At 46.0% G+C, this 25,857-nt stretch carries 25 protein-coding genes, 1 tRNA gene and 1 pseudogene; 11 read left to right on the top strand and 16 right to left on the bottom strand.

Translation table 11 applies throughout. The features are described from left to right. The first annotated feature begins 460 nt into the window (after positions 1-460). Complete coding sequence (locus QUB66_RS03500; RefSeq protein WP_332965896.1) at positions 461-907, top strand: hypothetical protein; 447 nt, start codon at positions 461-463, stop codon at positions 905-907. A 151-nt stretch (positions 908-1,058) separates the two neighbouring features. Here the strand turns inward: QUB66_RS03500 and QUB66_RS03495 are convergent, their stop codons facing one another. From QUB66_RS03495 to QUB66_RS03455, 9 genes are all read right to left on the bottom strand, one after another. Beyond that, on the bottom strand, positions 1,059-1,619 hold the full coding sequence (locus QUB66_RS03495; RefSeq protein ID WP_332965899.1) for a cyclic nucleotide-binding domain-containing protein: 561 nt from the start codon (positions 1,617-1,619) through the stop codon (positions 1,059-1,061). Between the two features lie 347 nt (positions 1,620-1,966). Beyond that, the gene (locus QUB66_RS03490) at positions 1,967-2,956 is read right to left on the bottom strand and encodes a DUF1517 domain-containing protein (RefSeq protein ID WP_332965900.1); all 990 of its coding nucleotides are present in this window, start codon (positions 2,954-2,956) and stop codon (positions 1,967-1,969) included. 47 nt (positions 2,957-3,003) lie between these two features. Next, on the bottom strand, positions 3,004-3,126 hold the full coding sequence (locus QUB66_RS03485) for a hypothetical protein (protein ID WP_332965902.1): 123 nt from the start codon (positions 3,124-3,126) through the stop codon (positions 3,004-3,006). Between the two features lie 16 nt (positions 3,127-3,142). After that, positions 3,143-4,384, bottom strand: coding sequence for an LPS export ABC transporter periplasmic protein LptC (gene lptC, locus QUB66_RS03480; RefSeq protein ID WP_265235093.1), 1,242 nt, complete (start codon positions 4,382-4,384; stop codon positions 3,143-3,145). Between the two features lie 154 nt (positions 4,385-4,538). Continuing rightward, on the bottom strand, positions 4,539-5,144 hold the full coding sequence (locus QUB66_RS03475) for a LabA-like NYN domain-containing protein (RefSeq protein ID WP_096831201.1): 606 nt from the start codon (positions 5,142-5,144) through the stop codon (positions 4,539-4,541). A gap of 90 nt (positions 5,145-5,234) precedes the next feature. Then, complete coding sequence (metG, locus tag QUB66_RS03470) at positions 5,235-6,842, bottom strand: methionine--tRNA ligase (protein ID WP_265235094.1); 1,608 nt, start codon at positions 6,840-6,842, stop codon at positions 5,235-5,237. A gap of 993 nt (positions 6,843-7,835) precedes the next feature. Further along, positions 7,836-8,939 carry a heat-inducible transcriptional repressor HrcA gene (hrcA, locus tag QUB66_RS03465; RefSeq protein WP_265235139.1) on the bottom strand — a complete coding sequence of 368 codons (1,104 nt, stop codon included), beginning with the start codon at positions 8,937-8,939 and terminating at the stop codon, positions 7,836-7,838. A 301-nt stretch (positions 8,940-9,240) separates the two neighbouring features. Further along, positions 9,241-10,107, bottom strand: a complete 867-nt coding sequence (locus QUB66_RS03460; protein WP_332965903.1) for an alpha/beta fold hydrolase — start codon at positions 10,105-10,107, stop codon at positions 9,241-9,243. 132 nt (positions 10,108-10,239) lie between these two features. Beyond that, positions 10,240-10,965 (bottom strand): hypothetical protein, encoded by a 726-nt coding sequence (locus QUB66_RS03455; RefSeq protein WP_006631881.1) that lies wholly within the window; start codon positions 10,963-10,965, stop codon positions 10,240-10,242. A gap of 507 nt (positions 10,966-11,472) precedes the next feature. Here QUB66_RS03455 and QUB66_RS03450 point away from each other — a divergent pair. The 9 genes from QUB66_RS03450 to QUB66_RS03410 all read left to right on the top strand — a co-directional run bounded on the left by QUB66_RS03450 (position 11,473) and on the right by QUB66_RS03410 (position 17,844). Continuing rightward, complete coding sequence (locus tag QUB66_RS03450; protein ID WP_265235097.1) at positions 11,473-12,024, top strand: GNAT family N-acetyltransferase; 552 nt, start codon at positions 11,473-11,475, stop codon at positions 12,022-12,024. Positions 12,025-12,294: 270 nt separating this feature from the next. Continuing rightward, a tRNA-Pro gene (locus QUB66_RS03445) sits at positions 12,295-12,368 on the top strand. Between the two features lie 152 nt (positions 12,369-12,520). After that, entirely contained in the window at positions 12,521-13,375 is an 855-nt protein-coding gene (locus tag QUB66_RS03440; RefSeq protein WP_332965905.1) for a Tic22 family protein, read from the top strand. A gap of 300 nt (positions 13,376-13,675) precedes the next feature. Next, positions 13,676-14,614 carry a peptide chain release factor N(5)-glutamine methyltransferase gene (gene prmC, locus QUB66_RS03435; protein ID WP_332971200.1) on the top strand — a complete coding sequence of 313 codons (939 nt, stop codon included), beginning with the start codon at positions 13,676-13,678 and terminating at the stop codon, positions 14,612-14,614. A gap of 337 nt (positions 14,615-14,951) precedes the next feature. Then, complete coding sequence (locus QUB66_RS03430) at positions 14,952-15,377, top strand: YcxB family protein (protein WP_332965908.1); 426 nt, start codon at positions 14,952-14,954, stop codon at positions 15,375-15,377. Then, the gene (locus tag QUB66_RS03425) at positions 15,378-15,935 is read left to right on the top strand and encodes a YcxB family protein (RefSeq protein ID WP_332965910.1); all 558 of its coding nucleotides are present in this window, start codon (positions 15,378-15,380) and stop codon (positions 15,933-15,935) included. Positions 15,936-16,083: 148 nt separating this feature from the next. Beyond that, positions 16,084-16,677, top strand: a complete 594-nt coding sequence (locus QUB66_RS03420; protein ID WP_332965911.1) for an L-threonylcarbamoyladenylate synthase — start codon at positions 16,084-16,086, stop codon at positions 16,675-16,677. 25 nt (positions 16,678-16,702) lie between these two features. Beyond that, positions 16,703-17,638 (top strand): sensor histidine kinase, encoded by a 936-nt coding sequence (locus tag QUB66_RS03415; RefSeq protein ID WP_265235103.1) that lies wholly within the window; start codon positions 16,703-16,705, stop codon positions 17,636-17,638. 80 nt (positions 17,639-17,718) lie between these two features. Further along, the gene (locus QUB66_RS03410; protein ID WP_265235104.1) at positions 17,719-17,844 is read left to right on the top strand and encodes a hypothetical protein; all 126 of its coding nucleotides are present in this window, start codon (positions 17,719-17,721) and stop codon (positions 17,842-17,844) included. Between the two features lie 62 nt (positions 17,845-17,906). On the opposite strand, the gene QUB66_RS03405 is transcribed toward QUB66_RS03410, so the two are convergent. From QUB66_RS03405 to QUB66_RS03375, 7 genes and pseudogenes are all read right to left on the bottom strand, one after another. Next, positions 17,907-18,395 (bottom strand): GNAT family N-acetyltransferase, encoded by a 489-nt coding sequence (locus QUB66_RS03405; RefSeq protein ID WP_265235105.1) that lies wholly within the window; start codon positions 18,393-18,395, stop codon positions 17,907-17,909. A gap of 324 nt (positions 18,396-18,719) precedes the next feature. Further along, positions 18,720-19,703, bottom strand: coding sequence for a porphobilinogen synthase (gene hemB, locus QUB66_RS03400; RefSeq protein ID WP_265235106.1), 984 nt, complete (start codon positions 19,701-19,703; stop codon positions 18,720-18,722). A gap of 278 nt (positions 19,704-19,981) precedes the next feature. Next, positions 19,982-20,095 (bottom strand): annotated as a pseudogene (locus QUB66_RS03395) (Uma2 family endonuclease); the annotation flags it as partial. A 229-nt stretch (positions 20,096-20,324) separates the two neighbouring features. Then, positions 20,325-21,746, bottom strand: a complete 1,422-nt coding sequence (gene ffh / locus QUB66_RS03390) for a signal recognition particle protein (protein ID WP_332965915.1) — start codon at positions 21,744-21,746, stop codon at positions 20,325-20,327. Between the two features lie 171 nt (positions 21,747-21,917). Continuing rightward, positions 21,918-22,337, bottom strand: a complete 420-nt coding sequence (locus QUB66_RS03385; protein WP_332965916.1) for a helix-turn-helix domain-containing protein — start codon at positions 22,335-22,337, stop codon at positions 21,918-21,920. Further along, on the bottom strand, positions 22,327-22,620 hold the full coding sequence (locus tag QUB66_RS03380) for a type II toxin-antitoxin system HigB family toxin (RefSeq protein ID WP_265235109.1): 294 nt from the start codon (positions 22,618-22,620) through the stop codon (positions 22,327-22,329). The genes QUB66_RS03385 and QUB66_RS03380 overlap by 11 nt, the downstream gene beginning before the upstream one ends. A 194-nt stretch (positions 22,621-22,814) precedes the next feature. Further along, positions 22,815-24,191 carry an NB-ARC domain-containing protein gene (locus QUB66_RS03375; protein ID WP_332965917.1) on the bottom strand — a complete coding sequence of 459 codons (1,377 nt, stop codon included), beginning with the start codon at positions 24,189-24,191 and terminating at the stop codon, positions 22,815-22,817. A gap of 696 nt (positions 24,192-24,887) precedes the next feature. On the opposite strand from QUB66_RS03375, the gene QUB66_RS03370 reads away from it, so the two are divergent. After that, positions 24,888-25,667, top strand: coding sequence for a Tat pathway signal protein (locus QUB66_RS03370; RefSeq protein ID WP_332965919.1), 780 nt, complete (start codon positions 24,888-24,890; stop codon positions 25,665-25,667). Positions 25,668-25,857: the final 190 nt, after the last annotated feature.

Below are 25,857 nucleotides of genomic sequence, written 5' to 3'. Positions count from 1 at the left end.
TTAGCGCGAGCGTCCCCGCTCGCTTTCCGTTGTTATACCATTTTTCTAAAGATGTGCTAATGAAATCCGAAGCCCCCCCTTACTAAGGGGGGTTGGGGGGGTCAAATCTAGCGCTACTTTATGAAATTGGTATTAGTCATTAGTCATTGGTCATTAGTCATTAGTCATTAGTCATTGGTTATTGGTAATTTTCGCAATTTCCAATTACGCATTCCCGATTACCAATTACTTATTACCAATTCTCTACCTTTAGATAGATGCCATCTACTCGCCCGGTATAAATTTTTGAATAAAAACACAATTAAATCTGTCTTGAGGAAGATGGAATAAGTGTATTATTATAGATAATAGCAATTTTGAATAAACTATAACCAAAGATAGTTTGTTAATGAGTTAGCTTAAGCTTAAGATTAAACTATAAGCGAAAGACCTTTTTGAAAAAATAACTCAGGAAAAAATCATGACTAATCGCCAACCAACACCGCCCGATAGTAAGATTAGCAAATCAACACCAACCGACGAACAAATCGAAGCTAATATGGAAGCCCCCCACTACGACAGGGGCATTACTCCTGCTGAAACAGCAGCGCGGCAAGAGCGCGAAGGCTCTAACTTCATGCACGCAACCACTGAAGCAAAGCAGAAAGACGCCAAAACAGACGACCAAACCGATGACGAAAGCATTCACACTACAGATGGTTATACAGTAGACCAAGAAGGTCTTGTTAACAATTACGCGATCGAACCGGAAATGTACATCAACGAACCGGGCGATTTGAGAGAAAAAGCCGAAGCCGAAGCAGCAGAACGCGCCCGAGTTCTTGCGGAAATCAAAGATAAAAGAGGCGAGGAAGGAAAACTCACAGAAGAAGCAGACACCCGTCACAAAGGGCCGGGAGTTATCTAGGTTGTCTGGTTGGTGGTTGCGCCTCAGCGCGCGAGGTAGCAACTCCAAAGGGCCGGGTTTTAGGGTAAAAGTCGATCGACTTTTACCCTAAAACCCGGCCCTTATTTTGTTTGAGATTTCTGTGACATCTATCCCGATACCTCAAAATTACTCAAGCCCTAACATTTTCCCTCAGCCAATTAAACTTTGCCTGAGCTAGGGCTAAATTTTGTATAATGCTAGGATTCATATCCTCGCGCTCTAATTCTGGTTGGTCAAATTCTTCTATATTGCGCCCGTATTCTATATGCCTGATCGTACCGCGCATCCTGTCTGCCAAACAGAGCGAAATTCCATAATAAAAACGGGAAGCAAAACCCATATCGTGTTCGAGTTTGATTACTAACTGGCGCCGGGGAATTGCCAGCAAGTGAGTTTTTTCGATCGCCTTTACCGTAGCCAAAGGAGGGCGAGCATCAATAAAAGAAACTTCTCCCACAAGTTCACCGCTAGCTATTCTAGCGAGTTCTTTCGTCTCTTGGGCCTCGATCGAAACGCTCAAACTCCCTTCCAAAACAATATATAACGCATCTATTTGTCTCCCTTCAAAAATCAAAGTCCCGCCCGCATCGAGAACTTCCCTTTTACCTTTTTGGATGATCCAGTCAATATCGTCGTTATTTAACTGGCTCAAAATAAAAAGTGCTTTTTTTCTGCTGCTGCTGTCTGCCATAAATTTAGCTCCCGATCGCTTTTTTAAATAATCATCTTTCGTGTGCTCGTTACCAGTCGGAGCGACAGTAATGCAGATCCGGATGAAGAGCCTTTCTTTACCTCTGCGCCTCGGGATAGAAAAAATTGTGGCAGATGTTTAAGTTATTAAATTTTCGTTCCCAATCGCTGAGGCATCACGTTGAATAATAATCTTTCAATAATAGCATTTGTTGAATAAATTTTATGAACTCGATCGGCATTCACAACAGATTGCAAATTTCTTGTCTGACAACCGATCGGGTTCGCCCCACAGCTTTAGTGCGGGATGGGGCGTCTGAAACAATGCTCAGCGCCCCATTTGGCTCGCTAAATCAATCGCAAATCAGGATAGCCGGCCAACATATCATCAGAAGTCAGAGTGTCGCCGTTAGCTTGAGGAGTCCACAGCACCTCAACCGCCAGCAACTGCTCGCTCGATACTCCCCCAATCTGGCGCAAAGCTTGGCGCAAATCTTCAGAGTTTTTCACCGAGGGCAATTCCAATTTGCCTTGAGTACCGACAATCACCGTCACCACAATAAATTCACCGGGAGCGGAATCCAAATCGGAAGCAACAAGCGCGCCGTTTTCCTGCAAACCAGGCAAGATATTGCTGCTCCCTGCCTGCCGGAGTTGATTGTTGTAATTCGAGAGCGTTTCTTCAGTAAACTTACTGCGTTCTGCCAAAGAAAACTGGTTAAATTTAGCTTCGGCTGCTTCCAAGCGAGTTTGCATAGAGTCAGCGCCCGCGTAAACCCAGTATTCAGGATGGCGCAGCATCGCCAGAGTAGATTCTTGCAGCACTTGAGCGCGACCGACTGCTGTATCGGTATCCGCTGTGCGCGCTAGCGAGTCGAGTTCGGCTTGCAAGCCGCGGGCCTCTGCTAGCAAACCAACTTGCAAGCGGGCTACAGATACTGTGGTAGTAGGGACGCTGTTGCCGAGTTGGTCAGTTGAATTCCCGGCGCGACGGAAGCTTTGAACGAGGAAATTCGCGATCGAAATAAAGATCAAAATCGAGAACAGGCCACCAAACCCGCCGCCAAAACCGAAAAACGGCAGCAAGAAAGGGAATCCGAAACCGCCACCAAAACCGCCGCCATAGCCACCGGGGTAGTAACCCCCTCCAGACGGGGCGTTGCGAGTCGGAGACGAGTAACTGCGCGCCGGAGCTCTAAAAGATCCGCCACCCATCCGTCCTCCGCTGCGAGCAGCCAGAGCTCCGTCAGCGTTACCGAGGGCTAGCGTCAGTACCAGACCGATCGCAAATAGTGATTTCAAAAGCGGTTTGATCTTTGAAATTAGTTGCTTGTACATAAGACCGTTACTATTCGATACATTTATAATTTACAGTCTATTCTGGCTTATGGGCAGCCCGGTTCCAGGTATGCAGCGTGCGAGATATCCGTACCAACCCATCCCAGCACCCTGAGGGAACCAGAAAAACTAGAGTCCGAAGCCACTGTCTGCCATATCACTTGACGCATAATTTTCGCAACAATCCTATTTACTGTCCAAAATTCCCTTATTCTCATCCGGGACAAATTCCGTAACAACTTGGCCACCACCACCGTCACCTTTGACAATCACAGTTTGATTTTTCAACTCTCCCGCCGCCCTCGGCCCAGTCAAATTAAACACCGGATTTAGTTGCTTGTAAACCACATTTCCTTCTGCGTCAAAAGTTTGGTTAGTTAAATACCACGTTACGCGATCGGTATTTAATTGAGATTGACGTTTTTCCCCAATTCCTACCACATTTCCCGTCAAATAAAAAATCTTTTTCTCTAAATCTCCCCGCCCCGTATCCCCAGTCATCGTCACCTTTTCCACCCGGTGAAAAACCTTTACAGGCCCGGGCGATATCACAGATTGGGCCGGAAAATTCCAACTCATCAAACTGCTTTCTATTTGCAGCGGTGGGTCTGATGGCATTAATTGAGCGTTTTTCGTTAATGTCGCAATCTTGGTTTTTAAGTCTACATCTACCTGGTCAGCAAAACCGCTGTCTGTTACTTTTTGATCTTTATATCTGTCAATTTGAGTCGGTTGGTCGCTGTGTACCTTTTGTTGCTCCACAAACCATACTAAATGCTCGGTTCGCAATTGCAAAACCGGATCTTTAACATTCGCCACCACAGAGCCGAATAATTCCATCCTCTTAGCCCTACTGAAAACCCGCGCTTCCTTGGCTGAAGCAGTAACCTGTTTGTTCTGTCCAATCAAATTATTGCGGACAACTAAAACATCTTCCTTCGGCCGCCACTCCAACTCATTTCCCCGCAATACCACGCCATTTTTTAGGTCAGTAGCGACTATGTTACCTTTGAGAAAAACCTGATTTCCTTCCTGAAACACCTGCCCAGTGTCTCCCTGAATATCATAAATTTCTTTGCCGTCCTGAAACAATTTTCCGACTGGTTTCTGAACGTCAACTATCTTGTTGTCTTTGCTGTAAACGGCATTTTTCGAGTTTACTTTCCAGAACGTCTCGCCCTTTTCGTTTGCTTGTTCTAGGGTTACTTTGTTCAAAGTTAGAGTGCTGTTTGACTGCTGAGCAGTTTTGATATCCTCAGCTAATTTATTCTTTTGAGTCTCTTGCGGAGCCGCACAAGCACCAATCCCCAAAATCATTGCTGCCAAACATAGCTGCACCAATTTTGAGGATTTTAAATTAGGAATTTGTGATTTGAGATTAATCATTGCTAATTCATCATTGGGCATTGGGCATTGGGCATTGGGCATTGGTAATTGGCTAATTAAAAACACTAATCAAAAATCTGTCAGACTTGAGCTAAATTTTTAACTTCTAATTTTCAATTATTCAACCCATCAGCTATTACCCCTTAACTATTACCCATTCCCCATTCCCCATCCCCCATTCCCGATTCCCGATTCCCTATCTGTCGTCGTGTTCGTCCATTAAGCTCAAGCCCGACAATGGGCGGTAAGCATAGTTAGGGCGCGATGTTTTTTGGATGTCGTCCTTAATCATTTCCAAATCGATGTAGCGATCGGCTACATTAATCAAACTGTCACTTGTCATCGATCGCAAACTCACGACTTCCACCCGCACGCCGCGATAGCTCACAGCATCCACAGCATAAGCCAAATCGCCATCACCGCTGACCAAAACCGCCGTGTCGTAAGACCCGACTAAGGCCATCATGTCCACAGCAATTTCTACATCCAAGTTCGCCTTCTTAGAACCATCTGGTAACTGCACCAAATCCTTAGAAATCACTCGGTAGCCGTTGCGACGCATCCATAGCAAAAACCCCTGCTGTTTCTCGTTAGTGCGATCGACACCAGTGTAGAAAAAAGAGCGTAACAGCCGCGAACCCGCAGTTAAACGGCACAGCAGCTTAGTGTAATCAATCTCAATTCCCAACTGCAAAGCCGCGTAAAAAAGGTTAGAGCCGTCAATAAAAATTGCTACTCGACCGCGATTTTCCAGAACCTGTTCCGGCGTAAAAAGGTCGTTGCTTTCTATTCTATTCAACATCATTGTTATGCCTCAATTTTTATGAAAGATTGGTAAAGAAATAAGTGCTAATTCATAATCTGTCATAGCACCCCGATCGCTGGCTGCGAACTATGAAGGTAATGTTTCGAGCAGTTCTAGCCGCTTAAAAACAGGTTGTGGTTCCCCCAGAGTTTGGTTAGCCGGCAAAGCGCCCCAGGCAGCATGAACTGCAAAAGTCGCTGAACTGTTAACGGCAACCCGATCGTTAAAGTCAATTGAAAAACCTAGCTGCTGATAGATAGCGTTGCTGATATTAGGAATAATCGGCGATAAAAGGTAAGATGCCAGTCTAACAGATTCCAGAACAGAATATAGCACTTGTTGGACACTTTCGAGCTGTCCTTGCTTGTACAAACTCCAAGGTGCTTGTACGTCAATAAACTTGTTACCGGCTCTCACTAATGCAAGTACAGCTTCGCAAGCCTTGCTAAAAGCCAATTCTTCGTAAAAACCCGCGACTCGATCGCCCAAATCCCAGCCCATACTCTTGAGAAGGTTGTCGCCGGGAATGTCTTCCCCCGACACATTTGGCACTGAGCCTCCGCAATATTTGCGAGCCATGTTTAGGGTACGGTTAAGCAAATTTCCCAAATCATTTGCTAGCTCAGCATTCAATATATTGATAAACCGAGTTTCGTTAAAATCGCCGTCTTCTCCGAATTCAATTTCTTTGAGGAAATAGTAACGCACTGCATCAGCGCCGTATTTATTGACCAATTCGACTGGGTTTAAAGTATTACCCTCCGATTTCCCCATTTTTTTGCCGTCTTTGGTCAAAAAACCGTGAGCGAAGACACGGCCAGGCACCGACATACCCGCTGACATCAGCATTGCCGGCCAGTAAACTGCGTGAAACCGGAGAATATCTTTGCCGATCAAGTGCAGGTCAATCGGCCACCATTTAGATAAAGCATTCTCTAACATCGGATCGTTGTCCGGATCTAGCAAGGCTGTGACGTATGCCAGTAAAGCGTCAAACCAGACGTAAATGGTGTGACTGGAGTCAACCGGTATCGGCAGGCCCCATGCCAGATTCACTCTAGAAATCGAAAAGTCTTGCAGGCCGGAGTTGACGAAGCTGAGAACTTCGTTGCGCCGGCTTTCCGGGGCGATGAAGTCGGGACGTTCTGCGTACAAGGCGAGGAGTTGGTCTTGATATCGCGACAGGCGAAAAAAGTAGTTTTCTTCGTCGCGCCACTCAACTTCCTTGCTGGTGTGGACGGAACACCGATTTCCCGGTAACAAATCCCGTTCATCTTTAAATTCTTCGCAGGAGACGCAGTACCAGCCTTGTTGCTGGTTCAAGTAGATGTCGCCGGAGTTCCAGACGCGCTGGAAAAATTCTTTGACAATGTACTCGTGGCGGCGCGAGGTTGTGCGGATGAAGCGATCGTACTGGATGTCGAGTTGTTCCCACAGCGTTTCAAACGCCGGAACTACTAAGTCGCAGTGAGCTTGGGGCGATCGTCCCAAACTCTCGGCTGTGCGCTGAATTTTCTGCCCGTGTTCGTCAGTCCCGGTAATCATCAAGACAGATTTGCCCCGCAGCCGCTCAAATCGGGCTAGGGCATCTGCTGCCATAGTCGTGTAAGCGCTGCCAACGTGAGGTAAATCGTTTACATAGTACAGAGGCGTTGTGATTGCAAAGGTATTCTTAGTTTGATCGGTCGATTTCATTGAATCCTAAAAAAAATTCCCTAAATTGAGTTTCGATTTTAACTCAGCGTTTAAATCTTTGATGGAGCCGCAATCAAGCTAAATTTACTGCAAGTTATTTGCATTTGTCTAACCAGAGCTATTTCCAAAAGAAATATAGCTTTCATATCAACACTAATCTTTTTTAGTTCTTTTTGACGAACTCTCTAAAATGTCTTAATATTTTGACATTTTGCTGACTTGTGGCTCCCTAGGATTGTCTGTCCCGCATCCTTAATTTTTGGAGGGCCAAGGTGCGGCCCCACTTGCCATCTCGAAGCGAGAAACTAAGCTATGGAGCTCTTAATCGCCTGCAAATCCTCACTGTTTTCGATCGACCCAGGGACGCAGAAACCCAATTTTTTATAATAAAAATCTCTCGTGAAGCGCGAGTGCTTTAGTTTTTGGGCCCAGCCAGAGCCTGATAGCCGAGATTTTTTGTCAATCAACCCCGGTTTTTCGATGTTGCCAGCGCCTTCGGGGCACACACAAAAACCCAAACTACTTCAACTTCGGGCGATCAAATTAGCGTGCGTCTAACAATGTATTAACCCATATTTTTTACGATTGCCGTGCCACAGTACAATCACTGAGAACAATCGAGTTTTTCAGAGAGCGATCGGGCTTTTTCCCTGTATACCTACATAAATATAGGGACAAAAAGTATAATTTATTGCTTAATTGCTAGATCGAAAACCGTAAAAACCGAATGTAACAGTTGAGGGTGTCGAATGTGGGAGCTAACTCAATACGGTTCACTTAACATATTTATGCCCCGGAGATCCCCCTAAATGCCCCGAAAGCAAGGGGGACTTTGAGGGCATTCTTGTCCCCCCTTTTTAAGGGGTGTGCCAGGGAGATCTGTCTTAAGTGAACCGTATTCGGATCTAACTTTCAAAACCCTATTTCTTGAAACCATGAGTGGGGCGGACATTATTAGCCCGCCCAAAAATTAAATTTAAATGCCGATACAGCTTATCCTTCGGGAAAATTAACTCGATTTCCGCCCATAGCTTCCGACAAATAATCGGCCGCAGCTTCCACCACCGCGATCGCATTTTCGTAAACCATCCGCGTCGGTCCCAAAACCCCAACACTACCCACCGGCACTGATCCCCGGCGGTAAATCGAAGAAATCAGAGTACAGCCGCGAATTGGTTCTAAGGAATTTTCCGAACCAATACGCACCGTTACCCGCTTCCCTGGCGTGTCCAACTCAGGCGATTCAAAAATCAAAGGCCAAAGCAATTCCTGTTCTTGTTCGAGCAGTTGTACGAGGGTTTGAACTTGCTGCAACTGCGAAAAATCTGGTAAGCGCAGGGCTTCTGCCAAACCGCCGATCAGAATCCGCGTGTAGGTGGGATTGCTTTGGCGGCTGCTTAAAGCAGTCAGCATGGTTTCCATCCATTCTGCGTAGAGCTCAAAGTCTCGGTCTAACTCGCTCCAGTCTACAGTCGAGAGTTCCGAGAGTGATCGCCCGCGTAACTTGCTATTCAAAAAATTCGACAAAATCTGCAATTCGCGATCGACAATTTCGTCATCTGGCCAGCTACCATCTGCGCCCTTCGGCAACTGCACCAACACCGAATGAGTTTCGTAGGCATCCGTCACCACAATCAGCATCACCTTTCCGGCCTCTAGCTGCACCAGTTGCAAGTGGCGCAAGCAAGCCGTATTGGTTTGCGGTATCGTGATCATGGCAATGTAACCGCTGATAGTTGCCAGGATTTGAGCCGCGCCGCGAAGTGCCGCATCCATGCGACCATCCGACCAGTTGAGCTGGTCTAGTACCTTTTCCACCTTACCGGCGAGGGTATCAGACGGCTGAATCAACTGATCTACATAAATTCTGTAGCCGGAGTCAGAGGGGACTCGTCCGGCCGAAGTGTGGGGCTGATAGAGCAGTCCAGCTTTTTCGAGAGTCCCCATCGCATTGCGAATTGTAGCTGGGCTGACGCTGAGGTTGAATTCGTCAGCCAAAGCTTTTGAGCCAACGGGTTCCGCTGTAGCTATGTAGTGGCGAACCGTTGCCCAAAGGATGTGTTGTTGCCGATCGGTGAGGTTAACGCGCACAGATATTTAAGTAGAATTAGTATTTAGAGTTGAAAGCCACTATTTAATCGAAACGTCTGTCCCAAGAGGGCGATCGGGCAGACTTACTTATTTAAACATAACAGATTTTAGGTTAAGGAAGAAGTCAGTTGTTACTGGTTATTGATTATCGGTGATTGGTGATTGGTGATTGGTGATTGGTGATTGGTTATTTGTAAGTTCTAATGCCCAATGCCCCATGCCCCATGACCTGTTTGGCCCATGCCCCATGCCCCATGACCTGTTTGGCCCATGCCCCATGCCCCATGACCTGTTTGGCCCATGCCCTCTAATTATGTTCTTTAAGAATATTTTGCAGGTAACTAGCCACTGCATCCGGCTGTTCCATCATTGCCAAATGGCCGCAATCAAGCTGAAGCACATTTTCGCCACAACCTTGGAACATCCAGTGAAAGCTAGCCAAATGCAGCACGTATTTGGGTTCCATAATTTTGTCTTTAGTGCCGGCAATAAAATACACGGGCTGCTTGAGTCGGGACACTATTTGTGGCAACAGGTGAATCTCGGCTTCTGTGGTGGATTCCAACAAAGCCCCCAAAGCTGCGTCTGGATGAGCTCCCACGAAATCTCTCAAACGCTGCCTTCCCCAGTCGCGCCCGATCGATCTTGCCACAGAATCCCGCGCAAACACGAAATCTGCTAATGGCAAGTGAGGCAGCCAGCGGGGACGCATTTTGACTAGCTGTTTGCCGACGGAGCGAAACCGCTCGAATTCTTCCTTTAGATAGATGCCGCCGCCAGCATTGATGCAAACAACACCTTTAATACGATCAGAGAATTGGCTGGCTCCCCAAAGGGCGATCGTGCCGCCGAGAGAGTGCCCCACCAACCAAGCATTAGAAATATCGAGTTTTTCGAGTAAAATTTCCAAATCGCGAGCGTAAGCTGCGGGAGTGTAACAGGAATTAAGCGGTTCCCAATGCTCTGGATGGCCGTCGCCGTCCGGTTTAGAATCGCCAAACCCGCGCAAATCGTAGGTCAGGCACTGATAGTTTGGTGCCAAGCGATCGGTCAAAGGTTGCCAGTAGCGGCGGCTTAACAGCCAGCCGTGGACAAATACCAGAACCGGGGAAGTTGCAGTGGGAGCCGTCAAATCGCAAGCGTGCCGAACCCCTAGGATGTCTATGGTTGCCATGATTTTATCCTATCGCGAAATCAGCACAGAGGGATCGGCAGTTACAGGAGGGCGATCGACTCGGTTTCACTTTCTCAGGATTAAGGCCAAGCATTGAGCAAAAACCCAGTTTCGCCAGCATCAGCGCGATCGCTAAAACCGCTCGCCCAGCAATCTTTGTCGCACCCCCTCAGCGATTTTCTGCCCCAGATACTCAGGAATTAAACTTTCATTGGGCCCCAACAAGTAGAGAATCAGGCGAGTTCGCCCCCGCCAAACCAATAAATTTGCATTCACCACCAACAAATCCTCTTGCCAGATGGCATACATAACTTTGTAAAAAAGTCCAGGCTGATTATCAGCTTCTATCAGCAGAGCTGGCAAGTGGAAAACCGGATCAACGTAAAATTCAGTTGCCACATCCTCCAAACCCGCGTCTAAATTGAATTCCACAGCCAACATCTCTTCAACCTCAAAATGCCCCGCCAAGGCCTCTCGAACCGCCCTACAGACGTTTTCTGCTGTTTTATCTGCCAGTACCTTGCCACCGCGAGATACCACCAATTTGATAAATACCAGCATCGGCGGGTAAATTTGACCGTACAGACTCAGACTGTGAATCGTCAGTCCGTAGGCCGCCAGCACACCGAAAATATCGCTGAGTAGAAAAGACTGGTTCCGGTAAGCAAAATGCAGGGCACTTTTGTTACCTTCGGCTCTGATTTCGATGACGGCTTGCCGAGTTTTGTAAAGTTGGTAAGCTAATTTGAGGTTTTGCAGTTGGATTTCGCTGCTGACAAATTGCTCGTAAAACTGTGGAAACGCTCGGTTAAAGCGCTTGAGAAGTTCTAGTGTAGATGGTTTTAAACCCGAAGCCATAATTGAGGGGAAGGTGCGGGAGATATACTAGGTATTGACTCTCCCATGCCTTATGGCAATGGGATTTTAGATTTGACGATTCGACTTAAATTGTTCCCGCTTTCTCATTAAAAGCAGAAGTCAAATTTGTCTGGGAACACATAACTAGAATGTCGCGGTTGCGCCATTCGATCTGTACTTCCCACCAAGTGTATGACTTCCGATGCGATCGGCGGTCTAAAAAGAAGCAATTCCTAAATGCCTCTGTCCTGGTTGGGCAACAAATTTTACCTTAACACCGGGTTGTCCCGGCATAGGCTAGCAGAACATTTCTACCAAACTTGACGAGAAGCAAAAAAGCGCAGAGTCAATGTTGGACGACAAATCCCTGTTTTCGGCGTAAGATGAGTGTACCGTAAACTGTTCCTCAAGAGGCTACCCGCAATTCATCCCACGCCGATCGGAGTGGGTTGATCTATTGGGTTCTCTTTCACATCGTCCAACTTCTACTACCTTAACCGCGCCTGCATGGGTTTTTGGAAAAACTTATTTAGTAGTTCTGAGTCTGCCTCTGTACCCCAAACAGCGGAATTTGAGGAAGATATAACTCTTGGGTTAGGCGATCCGCTTTCCCCAATGTTTCGCAAACCCGCCAGCGGCAACGCTCGCATCTTTTTTAGTTGCGATCGGGACATTGACCTCTACGAACTCGAAGAACTTTGTAATGCAGTGGGTTGGTCCCGCCGTCCCCTGCGTAAAGTCAAAAAAGCTATTCAGCACAGCTTCCTAGTCGTCTCTATGTGGGAGATACGGGGCAGCCAGCGACGGCTGGTCGGTTTCGCCAGAGCGACTTCAGACCATGCTTTTAATGCCACGCTTTGGGATGTGGTAGTTCATCCTGACTATCAGGGTAAAGGCATGGGTAAGGCGCTGATGAAATACATCATTAAAAAACTCCGCAGTGAAGATATCAGCAACATTACCTTATTTGCTGACCCTCAGGTGGTGGATTTTTACCGAAATTTGGGCTTTATGTCCGATCCGGAGGGGATTAAAGGTATGTTTTGGTATCCAGATTAGCTCGCCCGGTGCAGGTTAGCGTTGATTTGTTGAGTAAATGCAATATTCACGCTGCCACACACCTCAGAAGGCTGTGCGCTGCGGTCAGTTACGCTCTTGATTGTATCTCCGCAGCTTGGCAGTTATGAAGCCCAGAGCTTTGCAAGTATTGTCCAACCGCACAACCTGAAGAAAACTTCAGCGTAGCTGCATCGAAAATTAAAATAAAAAAAAGCTTGACAAGCTGAGGGTTTTGTGACTTAATGGTTAACAGATAGGCAACTATCACAACGGGATGTAGCGCAGCTTGGTAGCGCGCCTGCTTTGGGAGCAGGATGTCGCAGGTTCAAATCCTGTCATCCCGATCGCACAATGTTAAATAATAGATTCAAGCAGAAACTGCCGCTGATGTTGACATTTGTTCAAAATGGAGACCCATTGAGGCAGTTTTTGTCGATCGTGTCAAGGAGCCAGTCTTTGCGTTAATGTGTTTCAGGATCGCCGATGGTGGAAAAACATGAAATCATTAGTTCGTTTAGGCGCAATATTGGGGATTGTGGGCTGCACTCTGCTCGGCCCCTCGCCCATTGCCAAGATGTCTGCACTGGCACTACCAGTGCCACAAATTTTAGAAAAGTTACGCCCGGTGCCGGTATTTACGATTACAGACGGTCAGGGTGCGTTTTTCATCGCTTCTGTTCCCAAGCAAGGTCAGGGTCAAACTGGTAATGCTTCGGTAGCCAGAATTTTTATCAGCCAGAAAGATGCTCAAGCTTTTGTCGATCAACTGAAAACGGGAAATCCTCAGTTGGCTGCCTCCGCGCGCGTGACACCCGTGTCACTGGGGGAAATTTATCGGCTCGCTCAAGAAAATAAAGGCAAGCCGGATCAGGTGCTATTTGCTTTTATTCCGGCGGCGCAGCAGGTGCAGTCGGCTAAAACTGTACTTCAGCAGAGCGGGCAACAAGTTAACGAGTTAAACGGTGTACCTCTGTTTTTGGCGAGAGGTGGCCCGGAAAATGGTTATCTGACGATTCAGCGGGGCGATAAAGAGGAGCTTCCCCTGTTTTTTAACAAGGAGGACTTGCAGGAAATGGTCGATCGTTTTAAGCAGCAGCAGCCGAACGTGAATAGCACGATTAAGATTGAAGTAGTGAACTTGGAGAGGATTTTGGAAGCTTTGGGTACTGAAAATGACCCGTCTTTGAGCCAACTGATTTTGATGCCGTCGCGGGAGTCGCTGGAATATGTGCGATCGCGCCAACCGGCTGGTGCTGGCCAAAATCCACAGGTGGCTCCATCTCCAGCTCCAACTCGACCTGCTGCATCTCCAGCTCCAGCTCGACCTGCTCCAGCTCCACCTGCTCGCTAATAGTTAGTCAGTAGTCAGTAGTCCTTGGTCATTGGTCAGTAGTCATTGGTCATTGGTCATTGGTCATTGGTCATTAGTTACAGACAGGATTTACCCAAAAATTGGTTTTATGCGTTACTTAAAGCGGTAAGGTTCGGTGTGGATGGAACCCTACATAATTAGGTTTTGGGTTCGGGACTGAGTTAGTAGGTTGGATTTTGGGATTTCTCGACTCAACCTACTATTTATCAATTCCCAATTCCCAATTCTCAATTACCAATTACGAAGGACTACTGACCAATGACCAAGGACTACTGACTAATGACTACTGACCAAGGACTACTGACTAATGACCAATTCCCAAAAAGTCTTATGTTTGTTTCGGGTTTAGAGTTGTGGCAGTGGATGAATCAAGCTAAGGTAGATGCGATCGCCTCTAACATTCCCCAAGCAGAACTTGACTGGCTGCTGCAAGAGTTGGCAGGTTTGGATAAATTGGCTCTGCGTTTGGAGTCGTTTAAAGATTTGCCCAAAATTGAATTAAAGTTGTCTTTATCTGAACTAGATCGATTGTGGCAACGACGGTTGCAGGAACGGGTGCCTGTGCAGTATTTAACGGGAGTTGCACATTGGCGGAATTTTTCGCTCAAAGTAACGCCGGCGGTGCTAATTCCTCGTCCTGAAACGGAATTGCTGATCGATTTGGCTGTGGCTGCTGTTAAAAGCTATTCAGTTAATCGAAAATCGGATTGGGTGGATTTGGGAACGGGCAGCGGGGCGATCGCGATCGGCTTGGCTTCTGAGTTGACAAATGCTACAGTTTATGCAGTAGATTGCAGTTGGGAAGCTTTGGTAGTGGCTCGACAAAATGCTGAGAATTTGGGTTTTGGCTCGCGAGTTAATTTTTATCAAGGTTTGTGGTGGGAACCGCTAGAATTTCTCAAAGGTAAAGTTAGCGGCATGGTGTCTAACCCGCCTTACATTCCCAGCAGCACGGTGGTGACTCTGCAACCGGAAGTTTTGAAGCACGAACCTCACCTGGCCTTAGATGGCGGTTTTGATGGCTTAGATTGCATCCGGCATTTGGTAGAAACGGCTCCCGATTATTTAGAATCTGAGGGAGTTTTTTTGGTTGAGATGATGGCGGGACAAGCTGAGGCGGTAGCTGAGATGCTGGAAAGTCAGGGGAGTTACGCTGAAGTTCAGATATTTTCGGATTTAGCAGGAATCGATCGCTTTGCGTTAGCCTATCGTCTTTAGGGAACAAGCCCAGGAAAGATAGAATTTCTCGACTTTGTATGCTTGCTGGATTTTGAGATAGAGTTGGCGTAAAAACGGCGATCGCGCTCAGCATACAAGAGGTATCACCGTGAAGCTGGAATATCAGTTTACTTTCAAAGAATATTTAGAGGCTAGTAGAATTGCCACGAAAGTCGAGACTTTCTCGAAAGTCGAGTTGTGGACTAGGGCTGTATTTATTGTGGGGGGCGGAATTGCCTATCTTAACGCTGCCGCAAATCCCCTCTGGGGTTATTTCATAATCAGTTTTGGCATCTCCTACATCCCTATTGTGAAGTTCCTAGAGCGGCGAAAGATCATGTCGCGCGATCGAGGTTTCTTTTGGTCTATGCTTTTCGGGCAGATTAAATTTGGGATCAAATGGGGAATTTCAGAGCCGCCTTTTTTGTTAGGATGGATAATTGTACAACTTGTTTATTGGCTCTGTAAATTTTTTGAAGTCGTTGAACTCTTTATGTGGAGAGATATTACTAATGCTTGGCATAACTTTGTTATTTTAAAAGTGACTGAATCTGGAATGGAGTTGAAAACTGCAAAGGTTAGCCTCAAACTCAAGTGGCAATTTTACTCGCACTTCTTAGAGACAGAAAATTTGTTTGTTATCTATCCTTGTGAGTCTTCCAATATCCCCCATTTTTTTCCAAAACATACATTGAACCGAGAGCAGTGTCAAGCATTTAGAAAATTGCTATCCAGTAATATTTCGCCAGTTCCTCACGTTTAAATGAAAACAATGAACTTAGGGTTTCAACTGAATTCTAATGATTACAAAGAAGCTAATCAGGCGGATCTAAACAGATCTTCAGAATCAGAAAAGCGAGTCTTGCGTAACTTGGCATTACTAATAGGATTTTTATTTCTTTATCTGGCAATAACATCGAAGGATTGGAGCTTCTTAGTGGTGGGCGTTATTTTGGTATCCCTTCCTGTTTTATGTAAAATTTTTGTGCTAATCGACGTAAATATAAAGATGCCAATTGTCGAGCCTACGAACTGCGGGGAACCTATCACAGTAGAAGTGATAGGAGAAGGGCTGATAGTTGATACTCCTAGTTGGCAAGGGACTTTTCAATGGGGGCATTTTGAATTATTTATTGAAACCAGAAAATTATTAGTAATTTATCCGGTGCCATCCCTCTATCCTGTGTCAGACTCGGATTTTATGATAGTTCCCAAGCGTGCATTCAGCGGTGAAGAGCAATTGTCGGATTTCCGAGAAGTGCTGCACAAGAATATCGGTAAGAGAGGTGACAATTCTTTAAAGAAAATGATGTATGATTAGAAGCGATAAATCTAAAATATACGGGACTTACGCACTCCCACCAAAGAAACCGGGTTTTTTACCGAATATTTGGACTGCAACAAGTATTCTCGCAAAAAAATCGGTTTCTGATCACCCTCGCGCAAGTCCTATTAAAATCTAAAATCGGATGACTCAAGTTTCGATCGCCTCCTTGATTCAAGGAGCAATTTCAGGAGATTATATTGTCAGCTTTCCTACAGATACTGTACCCGCTTTGGCTGCGCGGCCCGATCGCGCGGAGTTGATTTTTGCAGCTAAACAGCGCAGTCAAGACAAGCCGCTGATTTTGATGGCAGCATCACCGGAGGCTTTGTGGCCTTACGTGCAGGGGAGTCCCGCAGAAGTAACATTGTGGCAGCAAGTGGCCGAATCCTATTGGCCTGGGGCGCTAACTTTGGTGCTGCCGGCTTCGCCACTGGTGCCACGGGCGATGAATGCGATCGATCGCACTACAATCGGAGTACGAGTCCCTAATTTTCCCCTTGCTCTCAAGATTTTAGAGCAGACAGGCCCTTTGGCTACTACCAGTGCTAATCTATCCGGCCAAGCGCCTCTAGAGTCGGTGGCAGAAATAGAAGCGCAGTTTCCCGAAGTCTTGACATTAGTTGCTGCTGAATTAACAACAGCGACAACAGGTTCGAGTTTACCTTCGACTGTAGCGAAATGGACTGGCGGCGATTGGGAAATATTGCGACAGGGCGCGATCGAGCTAAAATGCTAAAAGCTAAACTCCTAGGCAAAGCAATATGGCGCCGATCGGCTGGAGCGACTTGATATATTTAGGTATGGGATTAGGACTGGGTTGGGGAAGCAGTTTGATTTGGCGCGGGCGACAAAAAAGCTCGCAACAGCCAGAACCTTTGCCCCCTATGCCGCCAACTCCTCAAGAAATGAACTTAGAGAAGTTTGATGCCTTGGCTGAGCAACTGAAGCAAACTCAATTGGCTTATCAGATGGCATCGGAGATGAGTCTATTTAAGGGGGGCTTTTTGGCTCGAACTTCTCACGAGTTGCGATCGCCCCTGAGCACTATGATTGGTACGCTGCAATTAATTCTGTCGGATTTGTGCGACGATCCTGCAGAGGAACGAGAGTTTGTCGAACAAGCTCACGTTGCAGCACTCAAGCTGGTGAAATTGATAGATGAAATTATCTCTGTTGCTAAAACTGAACACGGCACTGACACGATGGATATTGAGCCGATTCAATTAGCTAAGGTTTTTGATGAAGTTGATGATTTAACTTACTTGCAAGCTGCTAATCGCAGCATTCGTTTGGAGATATTGCCGCCCGATCCGGGGATTTATGTATTGGCAGATTTGCCGAGGTTTAGACAAGTTTTAGTCAATTTGGTAGATACTGCTGTGGCTCAGATGGAGGAGGGGAGTATTTCTGTTTCTGCCCATTCTTCACCGGAATCTGGATGCGTTCATATTTGGGTAGACGATCAGCGTTCGGTTAGTGCTTGGAGCGAATCTTGGGATTTGTTGAAGCACGATTTGGAGTCGGATGCTACTAAGATCAGCGATAATTCTCACGTCTCTTCTGGCATGAGGTTGTTGATGAATCAGACTCTTTTAAGTTTGATGAATGGAAAGTTGGAGGTTCTGGCTGTGCCTTCTGAGTCTGAAGAGTCCAATTTTAACCGCACTCAGTGTTCTATTCCTTTGGCAACTTTGTGATGAAGGAAGAAGTTGACAGTTGACAGTTGACAGTTGACAGTTGACAGCGACCTCTAACTGGAAGGAAGAGGATTGGAGTCATGAATCGTCTGCTTTTAATTTCTCCCCGCCCGATCGATCAGGGTTCCGGCTTTAAACCAATTCTTTCTGGTAACGGATTGTGTAATGGATTTAACGGAGGGAGGGAAGAGGTAAATTATTTGTAAATAGTATGGTGTGCATTGCACGCCATACTATTTAGAGATTTGGGTGCAGGTTTTGTGCTTCTTTAACAAATAGCAGTTAGCAATTCGCCATTGTTAATTTCTAATTCGAGATTCTCTTCTAAGAGTTGATTTTCAAGTACCATTGTGGTGCTGGCGTTGTGCTGAAAACCGATGCGCTCGTAGAAGCTTTGTTTGTAAGTTGTCATCAGGTAAACTCGCTCTACTCGGCACATTCGAGGGTGGCTCAAGACGGTTTGGACTAATTGGCGGCCGAGTCCTGCACCTTGGTAATCTGGGTGAATGGCGACATCCCAGATTGTAGCTCGATAGATGCCGTCTGAGGTAGCTCTAGCAAAGCCGATCGCCCGTAAGCCATCCCAAACTGTCACAACTGGTTCGCTATTGGCGATCGCAATTTCCCAATCTTCTATTTTGCGCGCCCTCGCCCAAAAGGCGGCGGCTTTAAATAGTTCTTGGATTTGTGCGATGTCTGCGCGATCGCGCTCTATACAAAATTGAATGTGACTGGAATCCCTAGTCGTTGATGTCATGCTCAATCCGCCTTTAAGTTGTATCTAAACTGTGTTACTTTTACTGTCTTACAGGATTGAAAGTTGATTTTGCTTGGGAACGATCAATATTGAATTCCCGATTTACAAAACTATTGTTAGTTACACATATTTTGTAACTAATTTCGGTAATTATTAATACTTTTTTGTATAAAGTTGGTGAAAAAGTCTTTGACTCAAAATTCGCCAGATTAGACGGCGGTTGAAACCGCTTCTAGACCAGCGAAGTCCGCACTTCGCCAGATTAGACGCGGTTTCAACCGCCCGGTATTCCGATCCCAAACGTATGGCGGCATCACGAGTGAATCAGTTTTGCAGCCAGCGGGCCGCATCTTTGGCGTGATAAGTCAAAATCAAATCAGCACCAGCACGCTTGAATCCTGTCAAGGTTTCCATCACCACTCTTTCTTCATCAATCCAACCATTAAGAGCGGCGGCTTTCACCATCGCATATTCTCCAGAAACGTTGTAAGCCGCAACTGGTAAGTTAGTTGCTTCCTTAACGCGCCAGATGATATCCATGTATGCTAAAGCAGGTTTAACCATCAGCATATCTGCGCCTTCAGCAATGTCGAGAGCAATTTCTTTGAGAGCTTCGCGGCCGTTTCCAGGATCCATTTGATAGGTGCGTCGATCGCCAAATTGCGGAGCAGAATCTGCCGCATCCCGGAACGGGCCATAATAAGCTGAGGCATATTTTGCCGCGTAAGACATGATGGGAATATCTTCAAATCCAGCCGAGTCCAATCCTTCGCGAATTGCTCCCACAAAACCGTCCATCATTCCCGAAGGTGCAATAATATCTGCACCAGCTCTAGCTTGAGCAACGGCAGTTTTCTTTAGCAATTCTAGTGTCGGATCGTTCAAAACGCGACCGCTTAAATCTCCGACTTCCAAATAGCCACAGTGACCGTGACTGGTATATTCGCACAGACAAGTATCAACCATGACAATTAAATCCGGTACGGCTGCTTTAACTGCTGCCGTCGCTTTTTGGACGATGCCGCAGTCGTGCCAAGCGCCTGTCGCGTCTGTATCTTTGTCTGCGGGAATGCCGAATAAAATAATCGCGGGAATGCCAAGATCGTATACTTCTTTGGCTTCTTCTACGATTTTGTCTACCGATAGCTGGTAAACTCCGGGCATTGATATAACTTCTTTGGCAAAAGCTTCCCCCGGTACGGCAAATAGGGGGTAAATTAAATCGCTGGTTGTCAAGATGTTTTCGCGTACCATCCGGCGGAGTTGGGGATGGTTGCGGAGGCGGCGGGGGCGGTGAGTTGGAAACATAATGTTTTTTTAGGGTAGATTAAAGTCCTGATTTCTGGGACTGGAGGTGTTTGTTTAAAAGTCTAAAGCTTATTGTTGGTCGATCGCCCTCAACCTACGTAAAGTTATGTAAAACCTGTGATGTCCATTGTTGGTAGTCATGACTTTAGTGCAATGGCACCGAAAAAGCATCGCACAAAAAACTATAAAGCAAGCCCTACATATATCGTGGCCTGACAAACCCAAATATCTCTCTGGGACGGAACTCGGCGCCGTCTTCTTGGAGACTGACAGGAAATTTAACGCCAAACTCGCCTTAAATTCAACACAAATCCCGGCAATACGCCTTCGCCGGACAACTAGGCTGGATTGATTAATATTTCTACTTCTGTTTGTTGTCTGTAAAATTCTACCCGAAGGGCGATCGAATTCGGCACTTCTAGAGATATAGTTTCTGGTTCAGTAAAGGTTTGTACCATATTCAATTCCACGCTTTTTGGGTCAAAATTGGTAACAAAAAAACTATTGTGTAGGGTGCATCGCTGTGAGATTTTCAAGCTGATGTGCAGATTATCAATAGCGACGAACCCTACGGTTTCTACTTCTTCCTTCTTCCTTCTTCCCTCTTCCTTCTTCCTTCGGTTACAACTGACCGAAACCTTTTTTAGGCTTGTTCTTTTTCTTTTTCTTCTGGCCGCCCATTCCCTGCATTCCTGGCATTCCTGGCATTCCTGGCATTCCGGGTAATCCTCCCATACCTGTAAAATTGCCTTGACTCATTTGCTGCATCATAGTACGCATTTTCTGGAAATCGCTGACGAGTTTTGTTACGTCATTTTCGGCGTAGCCTGCGCCTTTGCCGATGCGGCGGCGGCGGGATGGAGAACTTGCTAGAAGTTCGGGATTGCGGCGTTCTTCAATTGTCATCGAATTAATCATGGCTTCGGTGCGTTTTAGCTGCACTTCTCCCTGCCGCATTTGTTCGTCTGAGAGTTTGTTCATCCCCGGAATCATTTTCATGATACCGCCGAGGGAACCCATGTTTTTTAACAGTCTGGTTTGCTTGAGAAAGTCGGTAAAGTCAAACTTTGCCGTGAGCATTTTCTCTTGCATTTTTTCGGCATCGGCGATGTCGAATTCTTCTTGAGCTCTTTCTACTAGCGTCAAGACATCGCCCATGCCGAGTATTCTCGATGCCATGCGATCGGGATAAAATGGTTGCAATGCTTCCACTTTTTCGCCGACGCCGACAAATTTAATCGGCGCGCCGGATATTTGGCGAACTGATAAGGCTGCACCGCCGCGGCTGTCGCCGTCTAATTTGGTGAGGATTGCACCGGTAATCCCGATTTGTTCGTGAAAGGTGCGGGTTAAATTTGCTGCTTCTTGGCCTGTCATGGCATCAACAACTAACAGCGTTTCGTGGGGTTGTACTGTTTGTTTGATGCGGGCCAATTCTGCCATCATTTCTTGGTCGATTTGCAGGCGGCCTGCTGTATCGACGATGATGGTATCTACGCCTAGTTGTTTGCCGTATTCGATGCCTTGGCGGGCAATTTCTACGGGGTCAGTATCAGTGCCTAATTCAAATACTGGTACGTCGATTTGTTTGCCGAGGGTGAGCAATTGGTCGATCGCCGCTGGTCGATAAATGTCAGTGGCGACTAGCAGTGCGGTAAGATTTTGCTTGCGGAGGTGCAGGGCTAGTTTGGCGGTGGCCGTGGTTTTTCCGGTTCCTTGCAAACCGGCCATCAGGATGACGGTGGGCCCGGATTCGGCGGTGGCGAGGGGTACGTTGGTTTCCCCCATGACGCGCACGAGTTCGTCGTGGACGATTTTGATGAATTGTTGGTCGGGACGGACGCCTGAAACGACCTCTGCCCCTTGTGCTTTGGCCGTTACCTCTCCGACGAAGTTTTTGACGACTTGGAGGTTGACATCGGCTTCCAGGAGGGCGCGGCGGACTTCTTTGATGGCGTCTTGGATGTTGGATTCGGAGATTTTATTCTGTCCGCGCAGTTTTTTCCAGGTGGATTCGAGTCGATCGGCAAGGGCTTCAAACATAGGGATTTGTTGGCTAGTCAGTCTTTTTTATTTTAGGGCTAAATGGGGGTTTTTGGCCCCAAGTTTGGGGAAAGTTGGATTTTTGGGGTTTGAACCGCACATTAACGCGGATTAACGCTGATTGGTTTGGATGTTTTGTTATCTTATTTAAACAGTCGATCGCTTTTGCCGTTAGACAGGCTGCGATCGCGCTTCGAGAAACAAGCTAATATCGACTCTGAAAAACTCGGCGAGTTTTCGGGCTTCATCTGTTTCGATAGCCCTTCGATCGAGCATAATTTCCTCAACCGCTTTTTCCGTTCCCAAAAGGGGAATTAAGTCAGATTTATCTAAATCTCTCGCATCCATTAAATGTTGCAACATTGAAGCTGAATCCCCTGCGGTAATCGGATAATTTTCCGATTCAAATTTTTCGATGAGTGTGATCAAAAGCTCCAGAAATAGCTCTTCCTCCAGCGATCGCCCTGGGCGGTGTTCCAGTTCGCTAGCGAGAGCGATCACGGCCTCGTTTTCTGCTTCATTTGCGATCGGTTTTGGTTGATATTTAACCAGTAAATCTGTATAATATTTGACATCAAAACTACGGATCATTTTTCCACTCATCCTTATCATACTCAGCGTGAGTCAAAACATATTTGATGTAGGTTCTTTGAGAAGCGTAAACTAGATCGACTATCAAGCGATATCGATTTCCCTTAATATTAAATACAGTAAAATTTCCAACTGCCTCAGCTTTTGGATAAGTTTGCTGAACATCAATTAAGTTCTGCCATTGGGCTTTACTTGACACTCTATACCAGTCATAAAGTGCGTCGCAGGAATCCGCATGGCTTGCACAGAAATCTCGCAGAATTTTTCGGCTAATAACACGCATTTTACCCTTTTTTTTGAATTTACACCAGATTTTTACGCACCGATCACATTATAAACCTTTTTTAAGTGCGATCGCAACATTGTTAGATAGTATTCCAGTTGATTGATATTTTTATTTTTAAACCGCTAATGTAGGCGCTTCGCCTTCCCGAATAGTACGCGGATTAACGCGCTTTGAGTTTGGATGTTTTGAAGTTATTTGATGTTAGTTTTTACATATTCTGCGATCGCCCGCTGAACACTAAACAACGTACAATCACCCTGTTGCACTTTGTCAATTAATAACCTCCGTCTCAAAGACTCCAAGGCTTTGAGGAATTCTGACGGCGATAGTTCGAGATTCCTTGGCTTGTGCGAGATTTCGACTGCTGCGGTTTGATTTGCCAACCAGGACATCACCTGTGTTTCTGGTTCCGACAATCGTTGAAAATGTTGGTGCAATAAATATTCTAAATCTCCTAAAACTAGGCTATTATAGGATAAAAAAGCCGAAATATTGCCATCAAATAAGTCTTGAATTATTGTCGATACTATATTTAACCACAATGGATTGCCTCGGTAAATTTCAATCAATTCTGACCATTTTTCTGATTCAAGTAAACCTTTTTCTGTGAATAGTTTTCGTGCTGATTCGCCTAAACCATTGAGTTGCAATGTTTGACAATTTTTATGTTCGCCTTCTAATGCTGCAATTTCTCTGGGTTTTTCCCAACTAATCAAAATTAAGCAACTATTGTGACATGATTCTGCTATTTGTTTGAAGAAAATACCATAATTTTCATGGCCTGGTTTGTAGTTTCCTGCTAGTTGTTGGCTGCTGAAGATTGTTTGGACATCATCGAGTACGATCAGACAGCGGTGCGATCGCAAGTATTCGATAATTGATGGTAACTCGGTTTGTGACCCATCGCCCAAGAATTTGATTAAGTCGGTTTCCAGTGCACTCAGCGGTGGAGAGTTGCGGAGGCTGCGCCAGATGATGCAGTCGAATTGGTGTTGAATTTGTTGGATTAGTTGGAGGGCGATCGCACTTTTGCCACTTCCAGCTAATCCTAAGATGGTGATGAGACGGGTGCGATCGGCTAACACCCAGTTTTCGAGGGTGGTGAGTTGGGATGTGCGATCGTAAAACGTGAGGATTTCCGGTGCGTCGCCTAAGTCGATGCGGGGCTGTTTTGTTGTTGGTTGCGGGTTTTGGTGAGTTGCGGGCGATTCCCTAGATTCACGGGGTTTTTTAGAACAAATATTAAGCTTATTATTAACTGTTACAGTCTCACCTGTTATATTTTCAACAATAGCTGATTGATAATTATAAATTTTACCTGTTTCTAATATTGGTTTCAAACTAGCCTTAGTAATATTTTCGCCCAATCCTTCAGAAAGTATTTTCCAGAGTTCCGAACCGACATTTCTCACATGACTTGAACTTGAATAAACTTCCTTAGCAATTTGCGTGTAGGTGCGTTTTTTGAATGTTCCCCGCAGGATAGCTTCTTGCACATAATCTAAGCGCTTTCCCGTTTGGGCAAAAACTAGGTCATCTGCCAGTTTTAAAGCTGCGGCAATATCCATAAATAAAGGAGACGCTGGAGTTTACATGATTTATTGTACCTGACATTTCGTACAAATGAAACAATTTAGATTTTGTCATCTGTCAAAAGTCAGGACTTTTCGTACACAGCTCATCCTTTATAGTAGTTTAAAGTTTTGGCAAAATATTTTATGAAGCGCGATCGGTGGCTTAGTGGTTTTCTTTCGGCTGGGGTGTTGTCTTTTACTCTAGCGACTGTTGGTGCACAGGTGGCCCAGGCCCAGCGGCCTATCTATATATTAGACCTGCAATGTCTTGTTACAGGAGGTCTACTGAGAAATGGTAGCCCAAACCCTGGCGGGATAAATCATTTGTACAGGGAGCCTACAGACATTGTAATAGGCAGAGAAATATACACCAGTATTATGAATGTACGCTCGGCCAGTTGGACTTGTAAACTTCCAGGCGGTCGTGCTGCTCTCCGAATAGAGTATGGAGTTGCAGATAAGGATGAAATTTCACCGCCCAAAATTGAGGTTTATGTAGACGGAAATCCAGTAGCTTCTCAGGTTGGGAAGACTGGGAGGATCAATACAATGCTGGTAGATGTTAGTAATGGTAAAAGTTTATCTCTTGAGATATCTTGTTCCACAGCTCAAAATTGTAACAGCAGACCCTACCACTTCTTCAAATTTAATTTTGAGCCGGGTGCAAGCTCTCCTGGGAGAAGATAAATTATGAGTATCAGCCGCCGTCAATTTAATCGTATCATCATTTGGGGTGGTGCTTCTTTTGCTGCTTCCGCAACATCTGGCATTTTCTTCCCCAAACCCGCCGAAGCTTATTCCCTAGAATTTCCGATTAGTGCCTTATCAGCCGATCGCGTTTTCAGCGGTATTCAAAAATATTGTGGAGCACAGGCTATGCCCGGTGTTCTCTCACCCATCTTACAAGGCAATAATAATGTTAGCAATAAAATAGAATCAGCCGCCGCCAGCGCCATCCGCACGGCAGACAAAGAATTTGTCGATCGCAATTTTACCAACAAAAGAACCGAATTAGCCGTAACTGGTAGCGGTTCTAATTTTGCAGCAGATACCAGTCGTCTGTGGGGTAGACAAAGACAGGATAAAGTAGGCCCGAATGTCGGTTTTGGATTCGTACAAAAATGGGAAGGTCAATATAGCGATTCCAAAATTTCTGGGCCGACAATGTGCGCGATTCATAATGCTCAACAAGTCTTAGCAGACCAAAGATTAACACCGCCAGAAATCGCGGCTTCCCTATTACCAACTCGATCGCGAATAGATGATATGAGTTCTTGGGGAGGTGATAGCGATGCGTCTGCTGGGAGAAATCCTGGTGCTGTTTTTGCTCAATATGACACAGCGGCGGGGACGGTGACTTCTCGCTACGATTTAGTTGAACCGGGGCCGAAAGGTTTTGGGCGTGTTGAGTTTACTGTTGAAGCGGAAGATCAGCCTCGGCGGGTGATTTTGGTGACTGTGAGGTTTTAGGGGAATTATCTCATCTCGAATCAAATTCAGAGTGATTCGGCGGTTGAAACCGCTACTACACAAACGAAGTCCGCCTCCGCGGACTGAAGAATTAAATAGATTTTTAGAATCAAATTCGGCGGTTGAAACCGCTACTACACAAACGAAGTCCGCCTCCGCGGACTGAAGAATTAAATAGATTTTTAGAATC

Source organism: Microcoleus sp. A2-C3 (assembly GCF_036706065.1).
GTDB lineage: Bacteria > Cyanobacteriota > Cyanobacteriia > Cyanobacteriales > Microcoleaceae > Microcoleus.
The sequence above is the reverse complement of the archived record's forward strand: the minus strand, read 5'-3'. Positions and strand labels throughout refer to the sequence as shown.